This window comes from Pseudomonas sp. Bout1 (assembly GCF_034314165.1).
Classification (GTDB): domain Bacteria; phylum Pseudomonadota; class Gammaproteobacteria; order Pseudomonadales; family Pseudomonadaceae; genus Aquipseudomonas.
Genome location: NZ_JAVIWK010000001.1, coordinates 6,335,437 through 6,359,042 on the forward strand (window position 1 = coordinate 6,335,437; position 23,606 = coordinate 6,359,042).

Below are 23,606 nucleotides of genomic sequence, written 5' to 3' on the forward strand. Positions count from 1 at the left end.
CGTTCGCAAGCTTGCACCACAGATGATTTGGTTATATTTTATACAGTTATTTCATCTTCATCATGTCATTCATCTTTTCCAATTCATCTTTTCAAAGCCAAAATTACTTATGACCACAGAACCGTCTAAGGCGCCGCCGCTTTACCCGAAGACCCACCTGCTCGCCGCAAGTGGGATCGCCGCCCTTCTAAGCCTGGCTCTCCTGGTATTTCCTTCCAGCGACGTAGAAGCCAAACGAACAACCCTGAGCCTTGACCTTGAAAGCCCGGTTGAGCAACTGACACAAGATCAAGACGCTTCCGACGCACTACAAGCCACAAATGGCGCAGCAGAATCACCGTTTGCCCAAATCGAAAGCAGCGCCGAAGACACTAAAGAGACCGCACAGGCAGAGCCTGCGGTAGAAGCCGCCAAGAATCCGCTACACCGGGAAGTCATTGTTGCCAGGGGCGACACCCTTTCAACCCTGTTCGAAAAGGTCGGGCTCCCCGCTGCAACCGTTAACGATGTGCTGGCAAGCGACAAGCAGGCCAAGCAATTCACCCAGCTCAAACACGGCCAGAAGCTCGAGTTTGAACTGACCCCCGACGGCCAACTGAACAACCTGCACAGCAACATCAGCGACCTGGAAAGCATCACGCTGACCAAAGGCGCCAAGGGCTTTGCGTTCAATCGCATCACCACCAAGCCGGTCATGCGCTCTGCCTATGTACACGGCGTGATCAACAGCTCGTTGTCACAATCGGCCGCCCGCGCCGGCCTGTCCCATAGCATGACCATGGACATGGCCAGCGTGTTTGGCTACGACATCGACTTCGCCCAGGACATTCGCCAGGGTGACGAATTCGACGTGATCTACGAGCAGAAAGTCGCCAACGGCAAGGTCGTCGGCACCGGCAACATTCTGTCTGCGCGGTTCACCAACCGCGGCAAGACCTACACCGCCGTGCGCTACACCAACAAACAAGGCAACAGCAGCTACTACACTGCCGACGGTAACAGCATGCGCAAGGCTTTCATCCGTACTCCGGTTGACTTCGCCCGTATTAGCTCGCGTTTCTCGATGGGTCGCAAGCATCCAATTCTGAACAAAATTCGCGCGCACAAAGGCGTCGACTACGCGGCACCGCGTGGCACGCCGATCAAGGCTGCCGGTGACGGCAAGGTATTGCTGGCCGGTCGCCGTGGCGGCTACGGCAACACCGTGATCATCCAGCACGGCGCCACTTACCGTACGCTGTATGGCCACATGCAAGGTTTCGCCAAAGGCATCCAGACGGGCGGCAACGTCAAGCAAGGCCAGGTAATCGGTTATATCGGCACCACCGGCCTGTCCACCGGCCCGCATTTGCACTATGAGTTCCAGGTCAATGGCGTGCATGTCGACCCGCTGGGCCAAAAACTGCCAATGGCTGATCCAATCGCCAAGGCCGAGCGCGCTCGCTTCCTGCAGCAGAGCCAGCCACTGATGTCCCGCATGGACCAGGAGCGCTCTACCCTCCTGGCTTCGGCGAAACGTTAAGCCATGCCGCTCTATATAGGCGTGATGTCCGGCACCAGCCTTGATGGCTTGGACATTGCGCTGATCGAGCAGGGCCCGGCGATCAAGCTGGTCGCCACCCACTACATCCCCATGCCTGACCCCCTGCGTTCAGAGCTGCTTGGCCTTTGCGCCAGCGGCCCGGACGAGATTGCCCGCTCGGCGATTGCCCAGCAAAACTGGGTAACACTTGCCGCACAGGGCATTCATGCGCTGCTGGATCAGCAGAAACTCAAGCCCCAGGATATTCGAGCGATTGGCAGTCACGGCCAAACCATCCGCCACGAACCGGCACGGGGCTTTACCGTTCAGATCGGCAACCCCGCGCTGCTTACCGAATTGACCGGAATCACCGTCGTCAGTGATTTCCGCAGCCGTGATGTCGCAGCAGGTGGCCAGGGCGCCCCACTGGTCCCCGCATTTCATGAAGCATTGTTTGGCGAGCGCAGGGGTAACCGTGCCGTGCTGAATGTCGGCGGCTTCAGCAACCTCAGCCTGATCGAGACTGGCAAGCCGGTCGCAGGCTTTGACTGCGGCCCAGGCAATGTCCTGCTTGATGCGTGGATTCACCAGCAACGCGGCGAGAACTTTGACCGCGATGGCCAGTGGGCAGCCAGCGGGAAGGTTGAGCCGCAACTACTCAAGGCATTACTCAGCGACCCGTTCTTCGTGACCAAAGGGCCTAAAAGTACTGGTCGCGAGGTCTTCAACCTGGGATGGCTGGAGCATCACCTGGGACGGTTACCGCCATTCGCAGCCCAGGACGTGCAAACTACCTTGCTGGAGTTGACCGCGCTGACCATCGTCGAATCCTTGCAAGCGGCACAGCCACAGACCGAAACCCTGCTGGTTTGCGGCGGCGGCGCCCACAACACCACGTTGATGAACCGCCTCAGCGCCCTGCTACCCAGCACGCAAGTCAGCAGCACCGCCACCTATAGCGTAGACCCCGATTGGGTCGAAGCCATGGCCTTCGCCTGGCTAGCCCATTGTTGCCTCGAAGGCATCGCCGCCAACCGCCCCAGCGTTACCGGCGCCCGCGGCCTGCGGGTACTCGGCGCGATCTACCCGGCCTGAACCCAACACAGCAAAACGCCGCGTGGCCCTATCAAGGCCCAGCGGCGTTTTTACATGCGCTGTCGATCAGATCGAGAACGAAGACCCGCAACCACAGGTAGTGGTGGCATTCGGGTTCTTGATCACGAAGCGCGAACCTTCCAGACCTTCCTGATAGTCCACCTCGGCTCCTGCCAGATACTGGAAGCTCATCGGATCAACGACCAGGCTTACGCCCTCGCGCTCTACGATGGTGTCGTCATCGGCCACGTCTTCATCGAAGGTAAAACCGTACTGAAACCCTGAACAACCGCCGCCCGTAACAAATACGCGCAGCTTCAAGCGATCATTACCCTCTTCATCGACCAGGCTCTTCACCTTGTGCGCAGCACCGTGGGTGAATTGCAAAGCCGTGGGGGTGAAGGATTCAACGCTCATGCTGATAATCTCCCGGCGTAGCGCCGCCATATGCGTGATGGCGGGCATTATCCGCTTCTCCTAGAAAAGCGGTCAACTATTGTTACGGTATATCAATCTGCGCAGCGGCCATTAAAAACACGAAAGGCCCGATCAACGGGCCTTTGCGCAACAGCAGAAAACTTACGGCAGCATGCCCGCGTGGGACAGGCCCAGCTTCTCATCCAGGCCAAACAGGATGTTCATGTTCTGCACTGCCTGGCCCGAAGCGCCTTTGACCAGGTTATCGATCACCGACAACACCACCACCAGGTCACCCTCCTGCGGGCGATGTACCGCGATACGGCATACATTGGCACCGCGCACGCTGCGGGTTTCCGGGTGGCTGCCCGCCGGCATCACATCGACGAACGGTTCATTGGCATAGCGCTTTTCAAACAGTGCCTGCAGGTCCACCGAACGATCAACGACGGTTGCATACAGTGTGGAGTGGATGCCGCGAATCATCGGCGTCAGGTGCGGCACAAACGTCAGGCCGACGTCCTTGCCTGCTGCGCGACGCAGCCCCTGGCGAATCTCCGGCAAGTGACGATGGCCTTTGACCGCATAGGCTTTCATGCTTTCCGACGTCTCGGAGTAAAGCGAACCTACAGCAGCACCACGCCCCGCACCGCTGACGCCCGACTTGCAGTCAGCAATCAGCCGCGATGTATCCGCCAGCCCGGCTTCCAGCAATGGCAGGAACCCCAACTGCGTAGCGGTTGGATAACAACCCGGCACCGCGATCAGGCGCGCTTGCTTGATCTGCTCGCGATTGACTTCCGGCAGGCCGTACACCGCCTCTTCCAGCAATTGCGGTGCACCGTGAGGCTGGCCGTACCACTTGGCCCATTCATCGGCATCCTGCAAGCGGAAGTCCGCCGACAAGTCGATCACCTTGGTACCGGCGGCCAGCAACTCACCCGCCAGGGCATGGGCAACACCGTGGGGGGTGGCGAAGAACACCACATCGCAGGCGCCCAACGTCTTGATGTCCGGCACGCTGAACGCCAGGCCATCGTAATGGCCTCGCAGGTTCGGGTACATGTCGGCCACAGCCAGGCCGGCCTCGGATCGGGAAGTGATTACCACCACCTCAGCTTGCGGATGTTGAGCCAACAGACGCAGCAATTCGACACCGGTGTAACCCGTGCCGCCGACGATACCGACCTTGACCATAAACCTGCCCTCAACGAACCCACTGGAAAGCCGTCGATAATAGGGGCCGTATCGTCCTGCGACAACCGTCAACGTGACGTGTAGACGCTTGAGCCACTACTATCTTCAGCTACCGTGAACCTGGGAATAACTAAAAATGCTTTATCTATGGGTCAAAGCCTTTCATATCGTCAGCATCGTCTGCTGGTTTGCCGCGCTGTTTTACCTTCCGCGCCTGTTCGTCTACCACGCCCAAAGCGAGGACACCGTCAGCAAGGAACGCTTCAGCGTGATGGAGCGCAAGCTGTACCGCGGCATCATGGGCCCGGCAATGATCGCCAGCCTGGTGTTCGGCGGCTGGCTGATCTACCTCAACCCCGCCATCTTTCAATCCGGCGGGTGGATCCACGCCAAGTTGACGCTCGTCGTATTGCTGATCGGCTACCACCATATGTGCGGCGCGCAGGTAAAACGTTTCGCCCGTGGCGAAAACACCCGCAGCCATGTCTTTTATCGCTGGTTCAATGAAGTGCCAGTTCTGATATTGCTGGCTATCGTAATTTTGGTCGTGGTCAAACCGTTCTAATTTCTATTACTCGGGGTACTTCCAATGTCGCTGCCCGCTTCGCTCGAACAAAGTCTGCGCCTGCCCGTAGTGGCTGCGCCGATGTTTCTGATTTCCAACCCGCAACTGGTCCTGACCTGCTGCCGTAATGGAATAGTCGGCAGTTTCCCTGCCCTCAACCAACGTGAAAGCAGTGGCTTCAAGGCGTGGCTGGAAGAGATCGAAGCGGGGCTCGCGCTGCTGGACAACCCGGCGCCCTATGCCGTCAACCTGATCGTGCACAACAGCAACCCGCGTGTAGAAGCAGACCTGGCGATTTGTGTGGAACACAAAGTGCCGATCATCATCACCAGCCTGGGCGCGGTGAAAGAATTGGTGGACGCCGTACATAGCTACGGCGGCCTGGTATTCCACGATGTCACCACCCGGCGCCATGCCGAGAAAGCCGCCGAGGCCGGCGTCGATGGCCTGATCGCCGTAGCAGCGGGCGCCGGTGGTCACGCCGGAACCTGGAGCCCCTTCTCGCTGATTGCAGAAATCCGGCAGTTCTTCGACAAAACCCTGCTGCTCGCCGGCTGCCTCAATCACGGCCACGAAATCCTTGCCGCGCAACTGCTCGGCGCAGACCTGGCGTATTTTGGCACCCGCTTTATCGGCACCACCGAAAGCCACGCACCGGATGCCTATAAAGAGATGCTGCTCACATCGCGCGCAGCCGACATCGTGCACACTCCAGCCGTCTCTGGCATTCCCGCAAGCTTCATGCGCCAAAGCCTGGAAAACGCCGGTTTCGACCTCGCTGCGCTACAAGGCAAGGGCGAAGTCAATTTCGGCTCCAAACTCAAGCCACTCAATGACGAAGCCAAAGCCTGGAAGACCGTGTGGTCGGCCGGCCAAGGTGTCGGTGAGATTGATGATTTGCCCAGCGTCGATGAACTCGTGGCCCGCCTGGATGCCGAATACCGCAAGGCGCTCGAGCATGCGGCACAATTGCCTAAACGCTGGCCTCGCTGATCCGCGATGTAAAGCCTGCTGATCGAAGCAGGCGTACCCCTCTTAAGTGACAAGGATGCCCGCATGAGCGACAACCGTTTCAAGATTGTGTTTGATGGCGCATTGCTCCCGGGTGTCGAGAGCACCACTGCCAAGCTGAACCTCGCCGAACTGTTCAAAAGCGACGTTGAAGCAATCGAAAAACTCTTCACTGGCCGCCCCGTCGCCCTGAAGCGCGACCTTTCCCGCGCAGATGCCGAAACTTATCTGCAAGCGTTGAAAAACGCCGGGGTCGATGCGCGTATAGAAGAAGAGCAGCCCGTGGCCTTCAGCCTTGCCGAAACCCATGAAACAGACTCCGGCAGCTCGACTGACTACTCCCGCCCCGCCGCTTCGCCTTATGCCCCGCCCCGGGCAGCCGTTGGCGAGAACCTGCCAGAGTTCTCCACCCTTAAGGTATTCACCGTCAACGGGCGTATCGGGCGCCTGCGCTTCCTGGCGTGGACACTGGTATTGAGCGCGGTGATGCTCCTTATCTCGGGCGTATTCTTCACTGTCGGGCTGGGCATCGCCGCCGTGTCCCCGACGATTGCCATGGTCATTGGCTTCCTGGTGGGCATTGCCCTACTCGTGGCCGCTGTGTGGGTCAGCGTGCAGATCACTGTGCAGCGCCTGCATGACCTGGGTTGGTCCGGCTGGCTGTGGCTCCTGCACCTGGTGCCGTTCGTAGGCAGCATCTTCCCGATCCTGCTGATGGTTCTCCCGGGTAATACAGGTGCCAACCAGTACGGCGCGCCGCCACCGCGCAACTCCACTGCGGTGAAAATCCTCTCCGCGCTGTGGCTCGCATTCATTCCGCTGGTGTTTGCCGGCGCAGTGTTAGTGGGCATGAGCGGCTACCTTGATCAACTGGAAAGCGAAGTCGGCGGCAGCTACGAAAGCAGCTCCATCAATTCCGATGACGACAGCGACCAGGCCACCACCGTCGATGAAGTCGATGTGCAAAGTGCTGACGACGCAGCCGAACCTGTAGACTCTACGCAACAGTGAAAAACGCCCGACGCCTGTGACGCCTCTGTCACAGGCCCGGTAGCGTTGCGATGGAGAAACGCATGACCCGTTACGCTCTGATCACCGGTGCCTCCAGCGGCATCGGCCTGGCCTTGGCCGAAGCACTGGCCCGTCGCGGCCGCAGCTTGATTCTGGTGGCCCGCCAGCGTGATCAGTTGGAAAGCATTGCAATCGAATTGACTCAACGCTTTGGCGTCGAGGTGCTGTTCCGTGCCTGCGACCTGGGCGAGCCCTTGCGGCTGTCCGGGTTTCTGCTGGAGCTTGAAGAAGGCGAGCGGCAGATCGACCTGCTGGTCAACTGCGCCGGCATCGGCACCAGTGGCCCGTTCCTGGCACAGGACTGGATGACCGAGCAGGACCTGATAGAGGTCAACATCCTGGCCCTGACCCGCATGTGCCATGCCCTCGGCAATGCCATGGCGCTGCACGGCGGCGGGCAAATTCTCAATGTCGCGTCGGTCGCCGCCTTCCAGCCCGGGCCGTGGATGAGCACCTACTACGCCAGCAAGGCCTACGTGCTGCACTTCTCCGAAGGCCTGCGCGAAGAATTGAAGACCTGCGGCATCAAGGTTTCCGTGCTATGCCCCGGCCCCACCCGCACCGCGTTCTACGCCACCGCACAAATGGACACCGCCAAGCTGGACCGCAACCAACAGCTGATGAGCCCGGAAGAAGTCGCGCTTTATACCGTGCGCGCCCTGGCCAAGAACAAAGCCATCATCATTCCCGGCCGGCGTAATCGCTGGCTGGCGTTCAGCCCGCGCCTGAGCCCGCGCTGGCTGACCCGCAAAATCGCCGGCGCGATCAACAAAGCCTATTGCCCACGCTGATCGCCTGAGTACACTCACCCTGCACTTTCACAATGGAGAAACAGCTGTGGATACTCTGTTCACCAAGATCATCAACAGAGAAATACCCGCGAAGATCATCTACGAGGATGACCAGGTCCTGGCCTTCCACGACATCGCGCCAATGGCACCCGTGCATTTCCTGGTGATCCCAAAAAAGCCGATCCGCACCCTTAACGACCTCACCGAGGAAGACAAGGCATTGGCCGGGCACATCCTGTTCACTGCCCAGCGCCTGGCGGTTGAGCAAGGCTGTGAAAAAGGCTTCCGTGTGGTGATGAACTGCAATGAAGACGGCGGGCAGACCGTTTATCACATCCATATGCATGTACTGGGTCAGCGCCAGATGAACTGGCCGCCGGGCTGAACATTGCCGGTGGCGAGCAATTTGACCCAGCGCAAACGCTTCACCCTCTCTTGCGGTAAACTGGCCGCCGAGATTATTCCCGGAGGTCAGCATGACTACCCAACGTCACTACTCGCCGATTGATCGCCTGTTGCTGCAAGCCGATACGGCCATGCGCACGCTGTTGCCATTCAGCGGCCAACCGCACCGCCCGTCGCCCGCCATCGTGCAGCCCGAGGCGCAGATGAGTGAGACCGACACCCGCCACGTCGCCGGCCTGATGCGTATCAACCATACCGGTGAAGTCTGTGCCCAGGCGCTCTACCAGGGCCAGGCCTTGACCGCCAAGCTGCCGCAAGTACGCGCTGCGATGGAACACGCCGCGCAAGAAGAAATCGACCACCTGGCCTGGTGCGAACAACGCATTCGCCAGTTGAACAGCCACCCGAGCGTTTTGAACCCACTGTTCTACGGCTTGTCATTTGGCATTGGCGCGGTGGCCGGGCTGATCAGCGACAAAGTCAGCCTGGGTTTTGTGGCTGCCACCGAGCATCAGGTGTGCAAGCACCTCAACGAACACCTTGAGCAATTGCCGGCCGAGGACGAAAAGTCCCGGGCGATTCTTGAGCAGATGCGTATTGATGAAGAACATCACGCCGAAAGCGCGCTGGACGCGGGCGGGTTCCGCTTCCCGGCACCGGTGAAATTTGGCATGAGCCTGCTGGCCAAGGTCATGACCAAGAGCACTTACCGCATCTAGTTCCAGCAGAAAGCAAAAAAGGGCGCTAGCAAGCGCCCTTTCTTTTTGCCTGCCGATTGAGCAATCAGCCCAACTCAATGATCTCGTAATCGTGAGTGATGGCAACGCCCGCAGCGCCCAGCATGATCGAGGCCGAGCAGTACTTCTCTGCCGACAGTTCTATGGCACGCTTGACCTGGGCTTCTTTCAGCGCACGGCCCTTGACCACGAAGTGCATGTGGATCTTGGTGAACACCTTCGGGTCTTCGGTCGCACGCTCGGCTTCCAGGAACGCTTCGCAGCTTTCCACCGCCTGGCGGGACTTCTTCAGGATGCTGACCACGTCGAAATTGCTGCAACCGCCTACACCAAGCAGGAGCATTTCCATCGGGCGTACGCCCAGGTTACGGCCACCGGCCTCCGGCGGGCCGTCCATGACCACCACGTGGCCACTGCCCGATTCACCGAGGAACATGGCTTCGCCCGCCCATTGGATGCGTGCCTTCATCGCCCAGACTCCACTGCTAAAAAAGGGACGCCAGCTTAACACAGGGCTTTGGGCCGTCAGCGTTTCCCACCAAAGCGATCATCAGCCGCGTTTACTGGGTAAATTCCCTAATGAAGTCAGAATGTGTCTGTTAAGCTGGCGCCAAATCAATGGCGCATTGCCATCCACTGGATGATGTAGCTTGGCCGTTGATCGCGCTGGATAAAAAAACAAGCTCAACAACACCGTGCAGTCTTTTCGGGATACAACCATGGTTGCTATTACTCCCACACCCAAAATCAAGAACCTCGACAAATTGCTGATGCATTGTCAGCGCCGGCGTCATCCGGCCAAGCACAACATCATCTGCGCGGGCGAGCGCTCGGAATCCCTGTTCTTCATTATCAAGGGCTCAGTCACCATCCTGATCGAGGATGACGATGGCCGCGAAATGATCATCGCCTACCTCAATACCGGCGATTTCTTCGGTGAACTCGGGCTGTTCGAACAAGCCGGCAAGGAACAGCAACGCAGCGCCTGGGTGCGGGCCAAGGTTGAATGTGAAGTCGCCGAGATCAGCTATGCGAAGTTTCGCGAATTGGCCCAGCAAGATCCCGATATTCTGTACGCCTTGAGCGGCCAGATCGCCCAGCGCCTGCGGGACACAACCCGTAAAGTCGGCGACCTGGCGTTCTTCGACGTCACCGGCCGAGTCGCCCGCTGCCTGCTGGAACTGTGCAAGCAGCCGGATGCCATGACCCATCCCGACGGGATGCAAATCAAGATCACCCGCCAGGAAATTGGCCGGATCGTCGGTTGCTCAAGGGAAATGGTGGGCCGGGTGCTCAAGGACCTGGAAGAACGCAACCTGGTCCACGTCAAAGGCAAGACCATGGTGGTGTTCGGTACGCGTTAAACCGCCAGGAAGCTCGCGAGCATCTGGCGGTATAACGTGTCGAGCCGGGCAATCGCGTCTGGCGCGGCGAAGGCTTCGTGCAGGGCGATGTGGCTTTCGGCGCGCACCCGTTGCTCCAACCCGCAGGCTGCGTTGAAGCGATTGACCGCGCCGATCAACTCGACGCGATCGTCATCCAGCAACAATGCGCCATGCACCAACCCCACCGGGCGCCCGCCACTCTGGCGCCAGCGCTGGGCAGTACCGACCATTTTGCGGCCGTCGAGGTTGACGTTGTAGCGACCGTCACAAAACGCACCCTCTATCTCGCCCACCGATGCATTGCCACCCAGCTCGATAAGCAGGTCGCAAATCGGCTGGCACAAACGCTGGTAGCCCGTTTCGATACGGCCCTGGTCGCCTTCACTGCGCGGCGGCGCGTAGACCAGCGCGATATTGACCGTGGCCGCCGACTGCGGAACTGGCTCGCCGCCCGTTTCCCGCAGCAATACCGGCCAACCGGCGTCAGCCGAGACCTGGCTGGCCGTCTCGAATGCCGGGAGCCGGCTCAGGCGGCGCGGCATCACCAACGCTTGATCACTCGGTTGCCAGAACAACAGGCCGAACGGTTGTTCACCCGCGCAGACGGCGGCGAGCAAATCCTGCTCGGCCTTAAGGCCTGCCTCGACCGTCATCGCCACCGGCTGGGTCATCATCAATCCAGGGTCGAGCCACTGACGGCAACGCCACGCTCCGGGAAAAACAGGCGCTGCAATTCTGCCCCCGGGTTCTCGGCACGCATGAAGGTTTCGCCGACCAGGAACGAGTACACGCCGCTGATCTCCATCAGTTCGACATCGGCGCGATTGACGATGCCGCTTTCGGTGATCACCAACCGGTCGCGCGGGATACGCGGCAACAGGTCGAGGGTGTTTTCCAGGCTGACTTCGAAGGTGTGCAGGTTGCGGTTATTGACGCCCACCAACGGTGTGTCGAGGGTTTTCAGTGCGCGTTCCAGCTCATCACCGTCATGCACTTCCACCAGCACGTCGAGGCCAACGCTTTTGGCCACGGCGGCCAGTTCGGCCATCTTCACGTCATCCAGTGCCGAGACGATCAACAGCACGCAATCGGCGCCCAATGCGCGGGCTTCGACGATCTGGTACGGGTCGACCATAAAGTCCTTGCGGATCACCGGCAGCGAGCAAGCCGCACGTGCTTGCTGCAGGTACGGGTCGGAGCCCTGGAAGAAGTCGATATCGGTCAACACCGAGAGGCACGTCGCGCCGCCCTTCTCGTAGCTCTTGGCAATATCTTGAGGGATGAAGATTTCGCGAATCACGCCCTTGCTCGGCGAAGCTTTTTTGATTTCTGCGATGACGGCCGGCTGTTTGTCCTTGGCCTGCTTGATCAGCGCATTGGCAAAACCACGCGGTGCATCGGCGCTTTTTGCCAGGCCTTCCAGCTCCGCCAGGCTCACACGAGCACGGCGCTCGGCAACTTCTTCAGCCTTGCGGGCCAGGATTTTTTCCAGAACGGTCGGCACACTCATCCTTCATTCTCCACTTTGAACACCGCAGTAAACGCACCCAGTTCTTCGAGCTTTTCGCGCGCCAGCCCGGTGTGCAATGCATCATGAGCGAGGGCAACACCCTCTTTGAGACTGTAGGCGTGATCCGCGGCGTACAGCGCCGCACCGGCATTGAGCACGATCATTTCTGCGGCTTTTTGGCCGTTTTCGGTCTTGCGACGCCCGAGGGCATCGCGAATCAATTCAAGGGAGGCGGCTGGGCTTTCCACCGCCAGGCCGTGCAGGCTCTGGCTTTTCATGCCGAGGTCTTCGGGCTCGACCCAATATTCGGTGACCTGGTCATTCTTCAGCTCCGCCACGAAGGTCGGTGCCGCCAGGCTGAATTCGTCCAGCCCATCCTTGGAGTGCACCACCAGCACATGCTTGCTGCCCATGCGCTGCAAGACTTCAGCCAATGGACGGCACAGCGCCTGGCTGAACACGCCTACTACCTGATGTTTCACGCCGGCCGGATTCGTAAGCGGGCCGAGCATGTTGAACAGGGTGCGCAAGCCCAGGTCTTTACGCGGGCCGGCAGCGTGTTTCATTGCGCCGTGATGGGACTGCGCAAACATGAAGCCAATACCAACGTTATCGATGCAACGCGCCACTTGTACCGGGGTCAGGTTCAGGTAGATGCCTGCCGCTTCCAGCAAGTCGGCACTGCCGCTTTTACCCGACACGGCACGGTTGCCGTGCTTGGCCACGGTGCAGCCCGCCGCCGCCACGACAAACGAAGCGGCTGTCGACACGTTGAAAATATTCGCACCGTCACCGCCGGTGCCAACCACGTCCACCACGCCGTCCAGGGTCTTGAGTTCAACCTTGTCCGCCAGCTCACGCATCACCGACACGGCGCCGACGATTTCGTCGATGCTTTCGCTCTTCATGCGCATGGCCATCATGAACGCGCCAATCTGTGCGTCGGTGCATTGACCGGTCATGATCTCGCGCATCACATCGCTCATTTCAGCGGTGCTCAGGTCCAGATGGCCGACGATACGGCTCAGGGCAGTCTTGATATCCATGAAAAGTCCTTAGCGCGTGCCGCCGCTCTGCTTGAGAAAGTTAGCGAACAGCTCGTAGCCCTGCTCGGTCAAAATCGATTCCGGGTGAAATTGCACCCCTTCAACGTTCAGTGTCTTGTGACGCAGGCCCATGATTTCATCGACGGAGCCGTCTTCCAACTGGGTCCAGGCCGTCAGCTCAAGGCACTCGGGCAAGGTTTCACGCTTGACCACCAGCGAGTGGTAACGGGTCACCGTCACCGGCAAATTCAAACCGTGGAATACGCCTTGGTCGTTGTGGAACACCGGGCTGGTCTTGCCGTGCATCACCTGGCGGGCGCGAACCACGTCGCCGCCGAACGCCTGGCCGATGGACTGATGGCCCAGGCACACACCCAGGACCGGCAACTTGCCGGCGAAGAACTGGATGGCTTCCAGGGAAATGCCCGCTTCGGTCGGGGTGCACGGGCCAGGGGAAACGACGATGCGTTCCGGGTTCAACGCGGCGATTTGCGCCACGGTCATTTCGTCGTTGCGCACCACCTTGACCTCGGCACCGAGCTCGCCCAGGTACTGCACAACGTTGTAGGTAAAGGAGTCGTAGTTATCAATCATCAGCAACATGTGGGTTAAAACCTCTTGAATTCACTGACTTCTAATGACGGCCTTCCAAGGGAGTGACCCGCTGCCAGACGCACTTTCCGGTTGCCGGGGTTGGCCGGCAAGGGGCGTCAAACAAAAGGTGAAGAAAGGCGAATCGGTACAGGTCCGGCGTGGCCGGTAGGGAAAAGTTAGGCGCGCCAACGCCAACGGGCGTGTGCCTTGACTACTCGCATCAAGAGTTTGCTGATGATCAACACGGGAAGGGTCTCATTCATACGTCCAAGCACAGTAACGTAGCCTCGCCAGCGGTGCAATATGGCGCCGCAAATACGGGGGAAAGCACCAGACCGATAATTGGCGTCAAATTTTTCAGAACCCTTGCAAGACCGTTATAGTCACAGTGCTGACACAACAATAAAATCATGGACGGACTCATGACCAAGACGCGCTACTTCGCTCCACTCGCCGGCTGCCTGTTAACGCTGGCCTGCTCACACGCCTTTGCCGCACCCGCGCCCTATTCGACCATGATCGTGTTCGGTGACAGCCTGGCCGATGCCGGGACATTCGCCGACCCCGGGGCCCCAGGCTCAACCTACCGCTTCACCAACCGCACCGGCCCGCAATACTTCGACGGCAGCGGCGAAAGCACCTCGCTGATTTCTTCGACGTTGCTGGGCGGCAAGCTGGGCGTCGCGGCGGGCGACCTGAACGCCTCCACCTCGCCGGAGCGCGCCGCGCAAGGCCAGGCAGACGGCAACAACTGGGCCGTCGGTGGGTACACCACCCAGCAAATCTACGACGCCATCACCGGTAACTCCACTGTCACCGACAGCGACACCGGGCAGGTATTGCGTACACGCCCCGGGTACCTGGCATTGACGGGTGGCCGAGCCGACCCCAACGCGTTGTATTTTCTCTCTGGCGGCGGCAATGACTTCCTCGACGGCCTGGTCCTCAGCCCCGACCAGGCTTCGGCCGCAGCCGGGCGCCTGGCCAACAGCGCCCAGGCTCTGCAACAGGCAGGCGCCCGTTATGTGATGGTGTGGATGCTGCCAGACCTGGGCCTGACGCCTGCTGTAAATGGTACGCCGCTGCAAGGGGCTGTCAGCGCCTTGGCCGGCGTCTTCAACCAGACCCTGGTGCAACGCCTGTCGCAAATCGACGCGCAGATCATCCCGCTGAACATTCCGTTGCTGCTCAAGGAGACCTTTGCCGACCCCGGGCGCTTTGGTTTCGCCACCGACCAGAACCTCAACCAGACCTGCTTTAGCGGCACCACCTGCAGGAATCCGGTGTATGGCGTGGGCGGCACCAACCCGGACCCGACCAAGCTGATTTACAACGACAGCGTCCACCCGACCGAAGCCGGCCAGGTATTGATCGCCGACTACGCCTATTCGCTGCTGGCCGCCCCTTGGGAAATCACCCTGCTTCCAGAAATGGCCCAAGGCACCTTGCGTGCCCATCAGGATTCATTGCGCAACCAATGGCAAGCCGACTCCGGTAACTGGCAGGCCGTAGGCCAATGGCGGGCGATTGTCGACGCTGGGGGCCAGCACCTGGACTTCGATGATCAAAACAGCTCGGCCAGCGGTGACGGCAGCGGCTATAACCTGAACATCGGTGGCAGCTACAGGCTCAACGACGAGTGGCGCGTGGGTGTGGCAGCAGGCTTCTATCGCCAGAGTCTTGAGGCCGGCGCCAGCGATTCGGACTACAAGCTCAATAGCTACCTGGGCACCGCGTTCGCCCAGTATCAGGAAGATCACTGGTGGGCCGACGCCGCATTGACCGGCGGCAAACTGGACTTCGACAACCTCAAGCGCAAGTTCGCCCTGGGCGTCAGCGAAGGTACCGAAAAAGGCGACACCGACGGCTGGCTGTGGGCCCTGAGCGCACGCGTGGGCTATGACATCGCCGAACCGAACAGCGAATGGCACTTCTCGCCGTTTATCAGCGCCGACTATTCACGGGTGCAGGTGAATGGTTATTCAGAGAAAGATGCGCGGTCCACGGCCTTGACCTTTGATGACCAACAGCGCGACTCCAGGCGTTTGGGGGTTGGTCTGCAAGCCAACTACCGCTTCACCCCGCAAACCCTGGTGTTTGGCGAAGTGGCCCACGAGCACGAGTTTGAAAACGATACGCAGCGAGTCGGCATGTCCCTTAACAGCGTGCCGGGGATTGATTTCAAACTGGACGGCTACACACCGCGCAGCAATTCGGATCGCCTGAACCTGGGAGTTAGCCACAAGGTGACCAAGGACCTGGCGCTGAACGCGGCCTATAACGTGAGAAAGGATGACAACTTTACCCAGCAAGGAGTGAGTGTGGGGGTGAGCCTGGATTTCTGAGGCGATCTCAAATCCCTCACAAACAACTGTGGGAGCTGGCTTGCCTGCGATGGCGGTAGATCAGTCAACTAATCTGTCGACTGACACACCGCCATCGCGGGCAAGCCCGGCTCCCACATTTCGGATCTAGCTCAACAGTTAGCCCTGCGGGGTCTGTTCAGCCAACGCCACAGCCCGGAACATCGCCCGGCGCTTGTTCAGCGTCTCTTCCCACTCCAGCGCCGGCACCGAGTCAGCCACAATCCCGCCGCCCGCCTGCACATGCAGTTCGCCGTCCTTGATCACCGCCGTACGGATCGCAATCGCGGTGTCCATATTGCCGTTCCAGGCAAAATACCCCACCGCGCCGCCATACACACCCCGCTTGACCGGCTCCAGTTCGTCGATGATTTCCATCGCACGAATCTTCGGCGCGCCCGACAAGGTGCCCGCCGGCAGGATCGCCCGCAGTGCGTCCATTGCGGTCAACCCGGCCTTCAGCTCGCCGGTGACGTTGGACACAATGTGCATCACGTTGGAATACCGCTCGATCACCATCTTCTCGGTGAGCTTCACCGAACCGATTTCAGAGACTCGCCCGGTGTCGTTGCGGCCCAGGTCGATCAGCATCAAGTGCTCGGCGATTTCCTTGTCGTCGCTCAACAGGTCCTGCTCCAGCGCCAGGTCTGCCTCTTCGGTGGCACCGCGAGGGCGCGTGCCGGCAATCGGGCGCACGGTAATCAGGTTGTCTTCGACCCGCACCAGCACTTCCGGCGAACTGCCCACTACGTGGAAGTCGCCAAAGTTGAAGAAGTACATGTACGGCGTCGGGTTGAAGCAGCGCAGCGCCCGGTACAGGTCGATAGGCGCAGCCTTGAAGTCGATGGACATGCGTTGCGACGGCACCACCTGCATGCAGTCACCGGCAAGGATGTATTCCTTGATGGTGTCGACCGCACGCTCGTAGTCATCCTGAGTGAAGCTTGAACGAAAAATCGGATCTGCCGCCGGCGGACGGCTGAGGTCCAGGCCACGACGCGGGGTGATCGGCTGGCGCAGTTTCTCCAGCAGCGCTTCGAGGCTGGCCTGGCCTTGCTCGAACGCATCGGCCCGGGAAGGATCAGCCAACACAATCGCGTGCATCTTGCCGGCGAGGTTGTCGAACACCACCACGGCGTCGGAGACCATCAGCAGAATGTCCGGCACGCCCAACGGATCGGGGTTCGGGGATTTGCCCAGGCGTTTTTCCACGTAGCGTACGCAGTCGTAGCCGAAGTAACCCACCAGGCCACCATTGAAGCGCGGCAAGCCGGCGATGGTCGGCACGTTGTAGCGCGCCTTGAATTCCTCGACGAAAGCCAACGGGTCTTCCACGTCGTGGCTTTCGATCTCGACGCCGTCCAGGGTGATGCTTACATGGTGATCATGTACCCGCAGCACCGTGCGGCACGGCAGGCCTATGATCGAATAACGGCCCCATTTCTCGCCGCCCTGCACCGACTCCAGCAGGTAGGAGTTGGGCTCGTCGGCAAGCTTCAGGTAGATCGACAACGGGGTGTCGAAGTCGGCCAGGGTTTCGCAGGCCATGGGGATACGGTTGTAGCCGGCAGCGGCCAAACGCAGGAATTCTTCGCGGATCATGAGGTGCCTCGTGGCTTGAGGGTCTAACGGTCAGGTGTGCAAACGTGCCGCAACGCGGCGAGGATCAGTCAGGCGCGCCAACGCCAGCGGGCCAGGGCCTTGATGACTTTCATCCAGAGTTTGCGAGTGACCACCACGATGGGATTTCCAGAAGGGGATGGAACAGCGTCGGGCAACGTTATCTCAGCGCCCGCTCCCAAGCAACCGGGGATTAACAGGCGCAAGTCATCAATCACCAGCGCCGGGGATTCTTCGGCAATCGGGCGGCCATGGTTGTAGCCATAACTCAAGGCCACGCATTTGACCCCCGCCGCCTTCGCCGCCTGCACATCGCTGCGCGAATCGCCGACAAACAGCGATTGGGACGCCGGGATATTGGCCATTTTCATCACGAAGAACAGTGCAGCCGGGTCAGGCTTCTTTTGCGGCAAGGTATCGCCGCCGATGATCCAGCGGAAATAACGGCCGATCTTCATCTGGTCCAACAGCGGCGCGACGAAGCGCTCAGGCTTGTTGGTGATCAGGGCCATTTCCACGCCCTGTTTGTGCAGCCACTTCAGGGTGTCGCGCACACCGGGATAGACCACGGTCAGCTCGTGGCCGTTTTCATAAGCCACGTTGAACAGCTCAAGGGCATGCTCGGCCTCCACCTCATCGACACCCTCGGCGTCGATGTTGTTGGCCAGGGCCCGGCGTACCAGCATCTGCACGCCGTTGCCAACCCACTCGCGCACCGACTCGACACCCGCCGGCTTGCGACCGAGCTTGAGCAGCATGTCGTCCACGGCCGCCGCCAGGTCCGGCACCGAATCGATCAACGTACCGTCCAGATCGAACATCACCAGCCGTGGCAGTTTGCCGGGGAACAGCTGCTCAAAGCCGCTCATGGACGCGCCAGCGCCAGTTCTGCACGCATTTTGGCGATCACTTCCTGATAGTCCGGGGCGTTGAAGATCGCCGAGCCGGCCACAAAGGTGTCGGCACCGGCCGCGGCGATTTCGCGAATGTTGTTCACGTTGACGCCACCGTCGATTTCCAGGCGGATATCCCGCCCCGATGCATCGATCAGCGCGCGCGCCTGGCGCAGCTTGTCGAGGGTGCCAGGGATGAACTTCTGCCCGCCAAAGCCCGGGTTGACGCTCATCAGCAGCACCATGTCGACCTTGTCCATCACGTACTCGAGCACGCTCAGTGGGGTGGCCGGGTTGAACACCAGGCCGGCCTTGCAACCGCCTTCGCGGATCAGTTGCAGGGAACGGTCGACGTGCAGCGTGGCTTCCGGGTGGAAGGTGATGTAGGTCGCACCGGCTTCGATGAAGTCACCGACGATGCGGTCCACCGGGCTGACCATCAAGTGCGCGTCGATGGGCGCGGTCACGCCGTACTTGCGCAGGGCGGCGCACACCATCGGACCAATGGTCAGGTTCGGTACATAGTGGTTGTCCATGACATCGAAGTGAACGAAGTCGGCACCGGCGGCCAACACGTTGTCCACTTCTTCGCCCAGGCGGGCGAAGTCGGCGGAGAGAATCGATGGAGCAATGACGAAGGGCTGCATGACGCACCTTTTTGAGCTAAATCACGATGGCGCGCATTGTATACCTCATGCTTTGTTACGCGCACCGTGACCTGACTCAATGGTTAGTAGGCAGCCCGGTAGATTTTCTCGATATCCGCGGCGCTGAGCTTGCGCGGATTGTTGCGCATCAGGCGCTCGATGCCCGCCGCCTCTACCGCCATGGCCGGGATGGCATCCTCGGGCACACCAAAGCTGCGCAGGCCGGACGGGATCTCGACTGCGGCACACAGTCGCGTCATGGCCTCCACCGCCAGGTCGGCCGCATCCACGGCACTCAGCCCCGTAATATTCACGCCCATGGCCTGAGCAATCTCTTGCATGCGCTCAACACACGCCAGCTTGTTCCAGTGCATCACGTAGGGCAGCAGCAAGGCATTACTCACGCCGTGGGCGATGTTGAAGCGCCCGCCCAGCGGGTACGCCAGCGCATGCACCGCGCCCACGCCAGCGTTACCGAACGCCATCCCGGCCATCAGGCTGGCGGTGGCCATGTCGTCGCGGGCTTGCAGGTTGGCCGGGTTGGCGTAGGCCTTGGGCAGTGCCTTGGCGATCAACTTGATTGCGCCAAGCGCCAGCGCATCAGTAATCGGCGAGGCGTTCAGCGACAGGTAGGATTCGATGGCGTGTACCAGCGCGTCCACACCACTGGCGGCGGTGACGCTACGGGGGCAGGTCAGGGTCATTTGCGGGCTGATCAGGGCCACGTCCGGCAGCAGGTAATCGCTGACGATACCTTTTTTCAGCTGCGCGACCTTGTCCGACAGAATCGCCACGTTGGTCACCTCCGAACCGGTGCCGGCGGTGGTGGGAATGGCGATCAGCGGCGGGCCTTTGCGGGGCACCTGGTCCACGCCGAACAGGTCGGCCAGGGCGCCGTGGTAACCGGCGTAGGCCGCCACGCTCTTGGCGATGTCGATGGCGCTGCCGCCGCCAAGGCCGATCAGGCCGTCATGCCCGCCTTCGCGGTACACGCGCATGCAATCCTCGACGATGGCGATTTCCGGGTCGGGCAGCACGCGGTCGAAGATTTCGTAGGTTCGTTCGCCCAGGTGCTCCAGCGCCAACGCCACGGTGCCGGACTTGACCAGCGCCGCGTCGGTGACAATCAGCGGGTTGTCGACATCCAGGCGTGTCAGCTCAGTTGCCAGTTGCTCGATGGCGCCTGGGCCGGTGAGCAGTTTGTGGGCGATCTTGAATGAGGAAGTACTCATGTGCGCGGCCTCTTATCAGTTATGGGCTGGCACAAGAATAGCGTCGGATTGCGGGTTGTCTGCCATTCAGCAGCTGAATGGCACGTTCCCTTTGGGAGCTGGCTTGCCTGCGATAGCATCAACTCGGTGCAACTGAAAAACCGAGTCGCCCGCATCGCAGGCAAGCCAGCTCCCACATTTGACCGAGAGTCGGCCTTTAGACTTGGGCGGTGCGCAGCTTTTCACTGCGCCCGCGCAGCCATTCCAGGGTCAGCAACAGCACCACCGAGAAGGCGATCAACAAGGTCGCTGCGGCGGCAATGGTGGGGCTGAGGTTTTCGCGGATGCCGCTGAACATCTGGCGGGGCAAGGTCGCCTGCTCGGGCCCGGCGAGGAACAGCGTCACCACCACTTCATCAAACGAGGTGGCAAAGGCAAACAGCGCACCGGAAATAACCCCCGGCGCAATCAGCGGCAACGTGACCCGGCGAAATGCGGTCAACGGCGACGCACCCAAGCTGGCCGCCGCCCGCACCAGGTTGTGGTTGAACCCCTGCAAGGTCGCCGACACGGTGATGATCACAAACGGTACACCCAGCACCGCATGCACCACGATCAACGAGAAAAAGCTGTTGCCCAGGCCCAGCGGCGCAAAGAACAGGTAACTGGCCACGCCGATAATCACCACCGGCACCACCATTGGTGAAATCACCAAGGCCATCACCAGTGCCTTGCCGGGGAAATGCCCGCGGGTCAGGCCTATCGCCGCCAGCGTGCCGAAGACCATCGCCAGCACCGTCGCGGCAGGGGCGACGATGATGCTGTTCTTCAGGGCGCGCATCCACTCCGCCGAACCGAAGAAGTCCTGGTACCAGTGCAACGAGAAACCTTGCAGCGGGTATACCAGAAAGCTTCCACTGTTGAACGACAGCGGGATGATCACCAGCACCGGCAAGATCAGGAACAACAGGATCAGGCCGCACAGAATCCGCAAGCTGTAGAACCAGACCCGCTCCACGGGCGACATATAAGGGTTCAGCATCGCAACGGTCTCCTTAGCTCAGGCGCAGGCGGCTGGCGCCTACCAGCCAGTTGTAGATCAGGTACAGCACCACGGTGGCCAGCAGCAGCAAGCCGCCCAGGGCCGTGGCCATGCCCCAGTTAATGCTGGTGTTGGTGTAGAAGGCCACGAAATAACTGACCATCTGGTCGTTCGGGCTGCCCAGCAACGCCGGGGTGATGTAGTAGCCGATCGCCAAAATGAACACCAACAGGCAGCCGGCGCCCACGCCCGCGTAAGTCTGCGGGAAGTACACGCGCCAGAAGCTGGCGAACGGGTGGCAGCCCAGGGAAATGGCGGCCCGCATGTAGGTGGGCGAGATGCCTTTCATCACGCTGTAGATCGGCAGAATCATGAACGGCAGCAGGATGTGCACCATCGAGATATAGACCCCCAGCCGGTTGAACACCAGCTCCACCGGCTTATCGATCAGGCCCATGCCCATCAGCGCACTGTTGATCAGGCCGCCGGACTGCAGCAACACAATCCAGGCCGCCACGCGCACCAGCACCGAAGTCCAGAACGGCAGCAGCACCAATATCATCAGCAGGTTGCTTTGCCGCGCCGGCAGGTTGGCCAGCAGGTACGCCAGCGGATAGGCCAGCAGCAGGCAGAACACGGTGATCACCAGGCCCATCCAGAACGTACGGGCGAAGATATCGAGGTAGATCGCCTGGTCCGGCGTGGCCGGGGCGACTTCGCCGAGGTCGTCGATGCGGTGGTCGACAGCGGCCAGCAAGTAGTAAGGCGTGAGGCTACTGGTGTTGCGCCGGATCGCCTGCCAATACGCGGGGTCGCCCCAGCGTTCGTCGAGGTTTTCCAGCGCTTCTTTATAAGAGGCAGGCGCTTGGGTAAACGGCAGCGCCCGCGCGGTTTTCGTCAGCAGGCTGCGATAGCCCGCCAGTTCCATGTTCAAGCGTTTTGACAGATCGCCCAGGGTCGAGTTTTTGCGGGCTTCGCCCAGGTCTTCGCTGAGCGCCTGGTACACCGGCTCGCCAGGCAGGCCACGACCGTCCCAGGCCGTCACCGCCACCACCGTGCGCGGCAAGCCGCCCACCACTTCCGGGTTGCCGACGCTTTTGTACAGCAGCGCCACAATCGGCACCAGGAACACCAGCAGCAAAAACATCACCAATGGCGCGATCAAGGCCTGGGCCTTCCAGCGGTTGAGCCGCTCGGCACGCGCCAGGCGCTGTTTCAGGGTGGGGCTGGGAATGGCGATGGCCATGGCGAACTCCGGAACTTGAAAATGAATGCAATCTGCCAAACGCAGCAAATCTCATGTGGAAACCGGCGTGTGTGGGAGCCGGGTTTGCCCGCGATGCAGGCACCTCGGTGTATCAGTTGCACCGCGGTGATGCGATCGCAGGCAAGCCAGCTCCCACACAAACCTGTTCCCACAAGGGGTCAGGCGGTGTAGCGAGTTACTTGGCCGCCCACGCGTTAAAGCGCTGCTCCAGTTGCTCACCGTTATCCGCCCAGAAGCTAACGTCGATCTGCACCTGGTTGGCGATGTTTTCCGGGGTAGTCGGCATGTCCTTCAGGATGTCCTTCGCCAGCAACGGCACCGCCTGGATGTTGGCCGGGCCGTAGGCGATGTTTTCCGAGTAGGTCTTCTGCTGCTGCGGCTGCACCGAGAACGCGATGAATTTCTTCGCCGCCTCAGCGCGGTCCTTCGCCAGGCCTTTTGGAATCGCCCAGGCGTCGAAATCGTAGATCCCGCCGTTCCACACCACTTTCAGGTTGCTTTCTTTCTGCACGGCGGCGATCCGGCCGTTGTAGGCAGAGCTCATGACCACGTCGCCCGAGGCGAGGTACTGCGGCGGTTGGGCGCCCGCTTCCCACCACTGGATATACGGCTTGAGCTCATCGAGCTTCTTGAACGCACGGTCCTGGCCATCTTTGCCGGCCAGCACTTTGTACACGTCCGCGGGTGCCACGCCGTCAGCCATCAGGGCGAATTCCAGGGTGTACTTGGCACCCTTGCGCAGGCCGCGCTTGCCCGGGAATTTCTGGGTGTCCCAGAAATCTGCCCAGCCGCCGGGTGCTGCTTTGAGTTTGTCAGCGTTGTAGGCCAGCACGGTGGACCATACAAAGAAGCCCACGCCGCAGGGCTGGATCGCACCTTTGACGTAGTCGCCCGGGTTGCCGAACAGTTTCGGGTCCAGCGGTTCGAACATGTCTTCGTCGCAGCCACGGGACAGTTCCGGCGATTCCACTTCTACCAGGTCCCAGGACACGCTCTTGGTGTCGACCATGGCCTTGACCTTGGCCATTTCACCGTTGTATTCACCGGCGACGATCTTGCCGTTGCCCGCGCTTTCCCACGGTGCGTAGAAGGCCTTGACCTGCGCCGCCTTGTTCGCGCCACCGAAGGACACGACCGTCAGGTCCGGGCCTGCCATGGCCTGTGTCGCGCCCATCAGGCTCAACGCCAGGGCTGAATATTTCAGGGATCTCAACATT

Annotated in this window: 24 protein-coding genes; 10 read left to right on the plus strand and 14 right to left on the minus strand. The window is 60.5% G+C overall.

From position 1 onward, the window contains the following. The first annotated feature begins 109 nt into the window (after positions 1 to 109). Positions 110 to 1,522: a peptidoglycan DD-metalloendopeptidase family protein gene (locus RGV33_RS29420; RefSeq protein WP_322147870.1), complete on the plus strand. Its 1,413-nt coding sequence runs from the start codon at positions 110 to 112 to the stop codon at positions 1,520 to 1,522. A 3-nt stretch (positions 1,523 to 1,525) separates the two neighbouring features. After that, positions 1,526 to 2,617, plus strand: coding sequence for an anhydro-N-acetylmuramic acid kinase (locus tag RGV33_RS29425; protein ID WP_322147871.1), 1,092 nt, complete (start codon positions 1,526 to 1,528; stop codon positions 2,615 to 2,617). 66 nt (positions 2,618 to 2,683) lie between these two features. Here RGV33_RS29425 and erpA read toward each other — a convergent pair whose 3' ends face one another. Next, the gene (erpA, locus tag RGV33_RS29430; protein WP_003176443.1) at positions 2,684 to 3,034 is read right to left on the minus strand and encodes an iron-sulfur cluster insertion protein ErpA; all 351 of its coding nucleotides are present in this window, start codon (positions 3,032 to 3,034) and stop codon (positions 2,684 to 2,686) included. Positions 3,035 to 3,196: 162 nt separating this feature from the next. Next, entirely contained in the window at positions 3,197 to 4,231 is a 1,035-nt protein-coding gene (argC, locus tag RGV33_RS29435) for an N-acetyl-gamma-glutamyl-phosphate reductase (RefSeq protein WP_322147872.1), read from the minus strand. Positions 4,232 to 4,367: 136 nt separating this feature from the next. Here argC and hemJ point away from each other — a divergent pair, with 136 nt between their 5' ends. From hemJ to coq7, 6 genes are all read left to right on the plus strand, one after another. Then, the gene (gene hemJ / locus RGV33_RS29440; RefSeq protein ID WP_088423386.1) at positions 4,368 to 4,796 is read left to right on the plus strand and encodes a protoporphyrinogen oxidase HemJ; all 429 of its coding nucleotides are present in this window, start codon (positions 4,368 to 4,370) and stop codon (positions 4,794 to 4,796) included. Between the two features lie 24 nt (positions 4,797 to 4,820). Then, positions 4,821 to 5,789: a nitronate monooxygenase family protein gene (locus RGV33_RS29445; RefSeq protein ID WP_322147873.1), complete on the plus strand. Its 969-nt coding sequence runs from the start codon at positions 4,821 to 4,823 to the stop codon at positions 5,787 to 5,789. A 63-nt stretch (positions 5,790 to 5,852) separates the two neighbouring features. Then, entirely contained in the window at positions 5,853 to 6,818 is a 966-nt protein-coding gene (locus RGV33_RS29450; protein WP_322147874.1) for a DUF805 domain-containing protein, read from the plus strand. 62 nt (positions 6,819 to 6,880) lie between these two features. Further along, a complete protein-coding gene (locus RGV33_RS29455; protein ID WP_322147875.1) occupies positions 6,881 to 7,669 on the plus strand; it encodes an SDR family oxidoreductase in 789 nt (262 codons plus the stop codon). Positions 7,670 to 7,715: 46 nt separating this feature from the next. Then, entirely contained in the window at positions 7,716 to 8,054 is a 339-nt protein-coding gene (locus RGV33_RS29460) for a histidine triad nucleotide-binding protein (RefSeq protein WP_003210943.1), read from the plus strand. A 91-nt stretch (positions 8,055 to 8,145) separates the two neighbouring features. Beyond that, positions 8,146 to 8,793 carry a 2-polyprenyl-3-methyl-6-methoxy-1,4-benzoquinone monooxygenase gene (gene coq7 / locus RGV33_RS29465; protein ID WP_322147876.1) on the plus strand — a complete coding sequence of 216 codons (648 nt, stop codon included), beginning with the start codon at positions 8,146 to 8,148 and terminating at the stop codon, positions 8,791 to 8,793. Between the two features lie 64 nt (positions 8,794 to 8,857). Here coq7 and RGV33_RS29470 read toward each other — a convergent pair whose 3' ends face one another. Further along, entirely contained in the window at positions 8,858 to 9,280 is a 423-nt protein-coding gene (locus RGV33_RS29470; protein ID WP_005792019.1) for an OsmC family protein, read from the minus strand. 250 nt (positions 9,281 to 9,530) lie between these two features. Between RGV33_RS29470 and crp the strand changes: the two genes are divergently transcribed. Then, positions 9,531 to 10,175 carry a cAMP-activated global transcriptional regulator CRP gene (gene crp, locus RGV33_RS29475; RefSeq protein ID WP_177088822.1) on the plus strand — a complete coding sequence of 215 codons (645 nt, stop codon included), beginning with the start codon at positions 9,531 to 9,533 and terminating at the stop codon, positions 10,173 to 10,175. Here the strand turns inward: crp and RGV33_RS29480 are convergent. The 4 genes from RGV33_RS29480 to RGV33_RS29495 are packed head-to-tail and all read right to left on the minus strand — an operon-like array spanning position 10,172 to position 13,355. Continuing rightward, positions 10,172 to 10,867, minus strand: a complete 696-nt coding sequence (locus tag RGV33_RS29480) for a lipoate--protein ligase family protein (RefSeq protein WP_322147877.1) — start codon at positions 10,865 to 10,867, stop codon at positions 10,172 to 10,174. The two genes, crp and RGV33_RS29480, sit on opposite strands and share 4 nt — an antisense overlap. Positions 10,868 to 10,869: 2 nt before the next feature. Next, positions 10,870 to 11,706 carry an indole-3-glycerol phosphate synthase TrpC gene (trpC, locus tag RGV33_RS29485; protein ID WP_322147879.1) on the minus strand — a complete coding sequence of 279 codons (837 nt, stop codon included), beginning with the start codon at positions 11,704 to 11,706 and terminating at the stop codon, positions 10,870 to 10,872. Continuing rightward, on the minus strand, positions 11,703 to 12,752 hold the full coding sequence (trpD, locus tag RGV33_RS29490; protein ID WP_322147880.1) for an anthranilate phosphoribosyltransferase: 1,050 nt from the start codon (positions 12,750 to 12,752) through the stop codon (positions 11,703 to 11,705). The genes trpC and trpD overlap by 4 nt, the downstream gene beginning before the upstream one ends. Positions 12,753 to 12,761: 9 nt before the next feature. After that, complete coding sequence (locus RGV33_RS29495) at positions 12,762 to 13,355, minus strand: aminodeoxychorismate/anthranilate synthase component II (protein WP_322147881.1); 594 nt, start codon at positions 13,353 to 13,355, stop codon at positions 12,762 to 12,764. Positions 13,356 to 13,768: 413 nt separating this feature from the next. Here RGV33_RS29495 and estP point away from each other — a divergent pair, with 413 nt between their 5' ends. Beyond that, a complete protein-coding gene (gene estP, locus RGV33_RS29500; protein WP_322147882.1) occupies positions 13,769 to 15,691 on the plus strand; it encodes an esterase EstP in 1,923 nt (640 codons plus the stop codon). A 138-nt stretch (positions 15,692 to 15,829) separates the two neighbouring features. On the opposite strand, the gene trpE is transcribed toward estP, so the two are convergent. From trpE to RGV33_RS29535, 7 genes are all read right to left on the minus strand, one after another. Further along, positions 15,830 to 17,311 carry an anthranilate synthase component I gene (trpE, locus tag RGV33_RS29505; RefSeq protein ID WP_322147883.1) on the minus strand — a complete coding sequence of 494 codons (1,482 nt, stop codon included), beginning with the start codon at positions 17,309 to 17,311 and terminating at the stop codon, positions 15,830 to 15,832. A gap of 68 nt (positions 17,312 to 17,379) precedes the next feature. Further along, positions 17,380 to 18,198, minus strand: a complete 819-nt coding sequence (locus RGV33_RS29510; RefSeq protein WP_322147885.1) for a phosphoglycolate phosphatase — start codon at positions 18,196 to 18,198, stop codon at positions 17,380 to 17,382. Then, positions 18,195 to 18,869 (minus strand): ribulose-phosphate 3-epimerase, encoded by a 675-nt coding sequence (gene rpe, locus RGV33_RS29515; RefSeq protein WP_088423373.1) that lies wholly within the window; start codon positions 18,867 to 18,869, stop codon positions 18,195 to 18,197. The genes RGV33_RS29510 and rpe overlap by 4 nt, the downstream gene beginning before the upstream one ends. A gap of 83 nt (positions 18,870 to 18,952) precedes the next feature. After that, the gene (locus RGV33_RS29520; RefSeq protein WP_322147886.1) at positions 18,953 to 20,101 is read right to left on the minus strand and encodes an iron-containing alcohol dehydrogenase; all 1,149 of its coding nucleotides are present in this window, start codon (positions 20,099 to 20,101) and stop codon (positions 18,953 to 18,955) included. A gap of 196 nt (positions 20,102 to 20,297) precedes the next feature. Continuing rightward, the gene (locus RGV33_RS29525) at positions 20,298 to 21,122 is read right to left on the minus strand and encodes an ABC transporter permease (RefSeq protein WP_322147887.1); all 825 of its coding nucleotides are present in this window, start codon (positions 21,120 to 21,122) and stop codon (positions 20,298 to 20,300) included. Positions 21,123 to 21,135: 13 nt separating this feature from the next. Beyond that, positions 21,136 to 22,368, minus strand: a complete 1,233-nt coding sequence (locus RGV33_RS29530; RefSeq protein WP_322147888.1) for an ABC transporter permease — start codon at positions 22,366 to 22,368, stop codon at positions 21,136 to 21,138. Between the two features lie 196 nt (positions 22,369 to 22,564). Continuing rightward, a complete protein-coding gene (locus tag RGV33_RS29535) occupies positions 22,565 to 23,605 on the minus strand; it encodes an ABC transporter substrate-binding protein (protein WP_322147890.1) in 1,041 nt (346 codons plus the stop codon). Between the last annotated feature and the right edge of the window lies 1 nt (position 23,606).

Bases quoted from the DNA above. Each gene is read 5' to 3' on its own strand.
- estP (WP_322147882.1), top strand. From the start codon at position 13,769: ATGACCAAGACGCGCTACTTCGCTCCACTCGCCGGCTGCCTGTTAACG.
- trpD (WP_322147880.1), bottom strand. From the start codon at position 12,752: ATGGATATCAAGACTGCCCTGAGCCGTATCGTCGGCCATCTGGACCTG.
- RGV33_RS29525 (WP_322147887.1), bottom strand. From the start codon at position 21,122: ATGCTGAACCCTTATATGTCGCCCGTGGAGCGGGTCTGGTTCTACAGC.
- RGV33_RS29480 (WP_322147877.1), bottom strand. From the start codon at position 10,867: ATGACCCAGCCGGTGGCGATGACGGTCGAGGCAGGCCTTAAGGCCGAG.
- RGV33_RS29470 (WP_005792019.1), bottom strand. From the start codon at position 9,280: ATGAAGGCACGCATCCAATGGGCGGGCGAAGCCATGTTCCTCGGTGAA.
- coq7 (WP_322147876.1), top strand. From the start codon at position 8,146: ATGACTACCCAACGTCACTACTCGCCGATTGATCGCCTGTTGCTGCAA.
- crp (WP_177088822.1), top strand. From the start codon at position 9,531: ATGGTTGCTATTACTCCCACACCCAAAATCAAGAACCTCGACAAATTG.
- trpC (WP_322147879.1), bottom strand. From the start codon at position 11,706: ATGAGTGTGCCGACCGTTCTGGAAAAAATCCTGGCCCGCAAGGCTGAA.
- RGV33_RS29450 (WP_322147874.1), top strand. From the start codon at position 5,853: ATGAGCGACAACCGTTTCAAGATTGTGTTTGATGGCGCATTGCTCCCG.
- RGV33_RS29455 (WP_322147875.1), top strand. From the start codon at position 6,881: ATGACCCGTTACGCTCTGATCACCGGTGCCTCCAGCGGCATCGGCCTG.
- RGV33_RS29530 (WP_322147888.1), bottom strand. From the start codon at position 22,368: ATGGCCATCGCCATTCCCAGCCCCACCCTGAAACAGCGCCTGGCGCGT.
- rpe (WP_088423373.1), bottom strand. From the start codon at position 18,869: ATGCAGCCCTTCGTCATTGCTCCATCGATTCTCTCCGCCGACTTCGCC.
- trpE (WP_322147883.1), bottom strand. From the start codon at position 17,311: ATGATCCGCGAAGAATTCCTGCGTTTGGCCGCTGCCGGCTACAACCGT.
- argC (WP_322147872.1), bottom strand. From the start codon at position 4,231: ATGGTCAAGGTCGGTATCGTCGGCGGCACGGGTTACACCGGTGTCGAA.
- hemJ (WP_088423386.1), top strand. From the start codon at position 4,368: ATGCTTTATCTATGGGTCAAAGCCTTTCATATCGTCAGCATCGTCTGC.
- RGV33_RS29445 (WP_322147873.1), top strand. From the start codon at position 4,821: ATGTCGCTGCCCGCTTCGCTCGAACAAAGTCTGCGCCTGCCCGTAGTG.
- RGV33_RS29520 (WP_322147886.1), bottom strand. From the start codon at position 20,101: ATGAGTACTTCCTCATTCAAGATCGCCCACAAACTGCTCACCGGCCCA.
- RGV33_RS29510 (WP_322147885.1), bottom strand. From the start codon at position 18,198: ATGAGCGGCTTTGAGCAGCTGTTCCCCGGCAAACTGCCACGGCTGGTG.
- RGV33_RS29425 (WP_322147871.1), top strand. From the start codon at position 1,526: ATGCCGCTCTATATAGGCGTGATGTCCGGCACCAGCCTTGATGGCTTG.
- erpA (WP_003176443.1), bottom strand. From the start codon at position 3,034: ATGAGCGTTGAATCCTTCACCCCCACGGCTTTGCAATTCACCCACGGT.
- RGV33_RS29495 (WP_322147881.1), bottom strand. From the start codon at position 13,355: ATGTTGCTGATGATTGATAACTACGACTCCTTTACCTACAACGTTGTG.
- RGV33_RS29535 (WP_322147890.1), bottom strand. From the start codon at position 23,605: ATGTTGAGATCCCTGAAATATTCAGCCCTGGCGTTGAGCCTGATGGGC.
- RGV33_RS29420 (WP_322147870.1), top strand. From the start codon at position 110: ATGACCACAGAACCGTCTAAGGCGCCGCCGCTTTACCCGAAGACCCAC.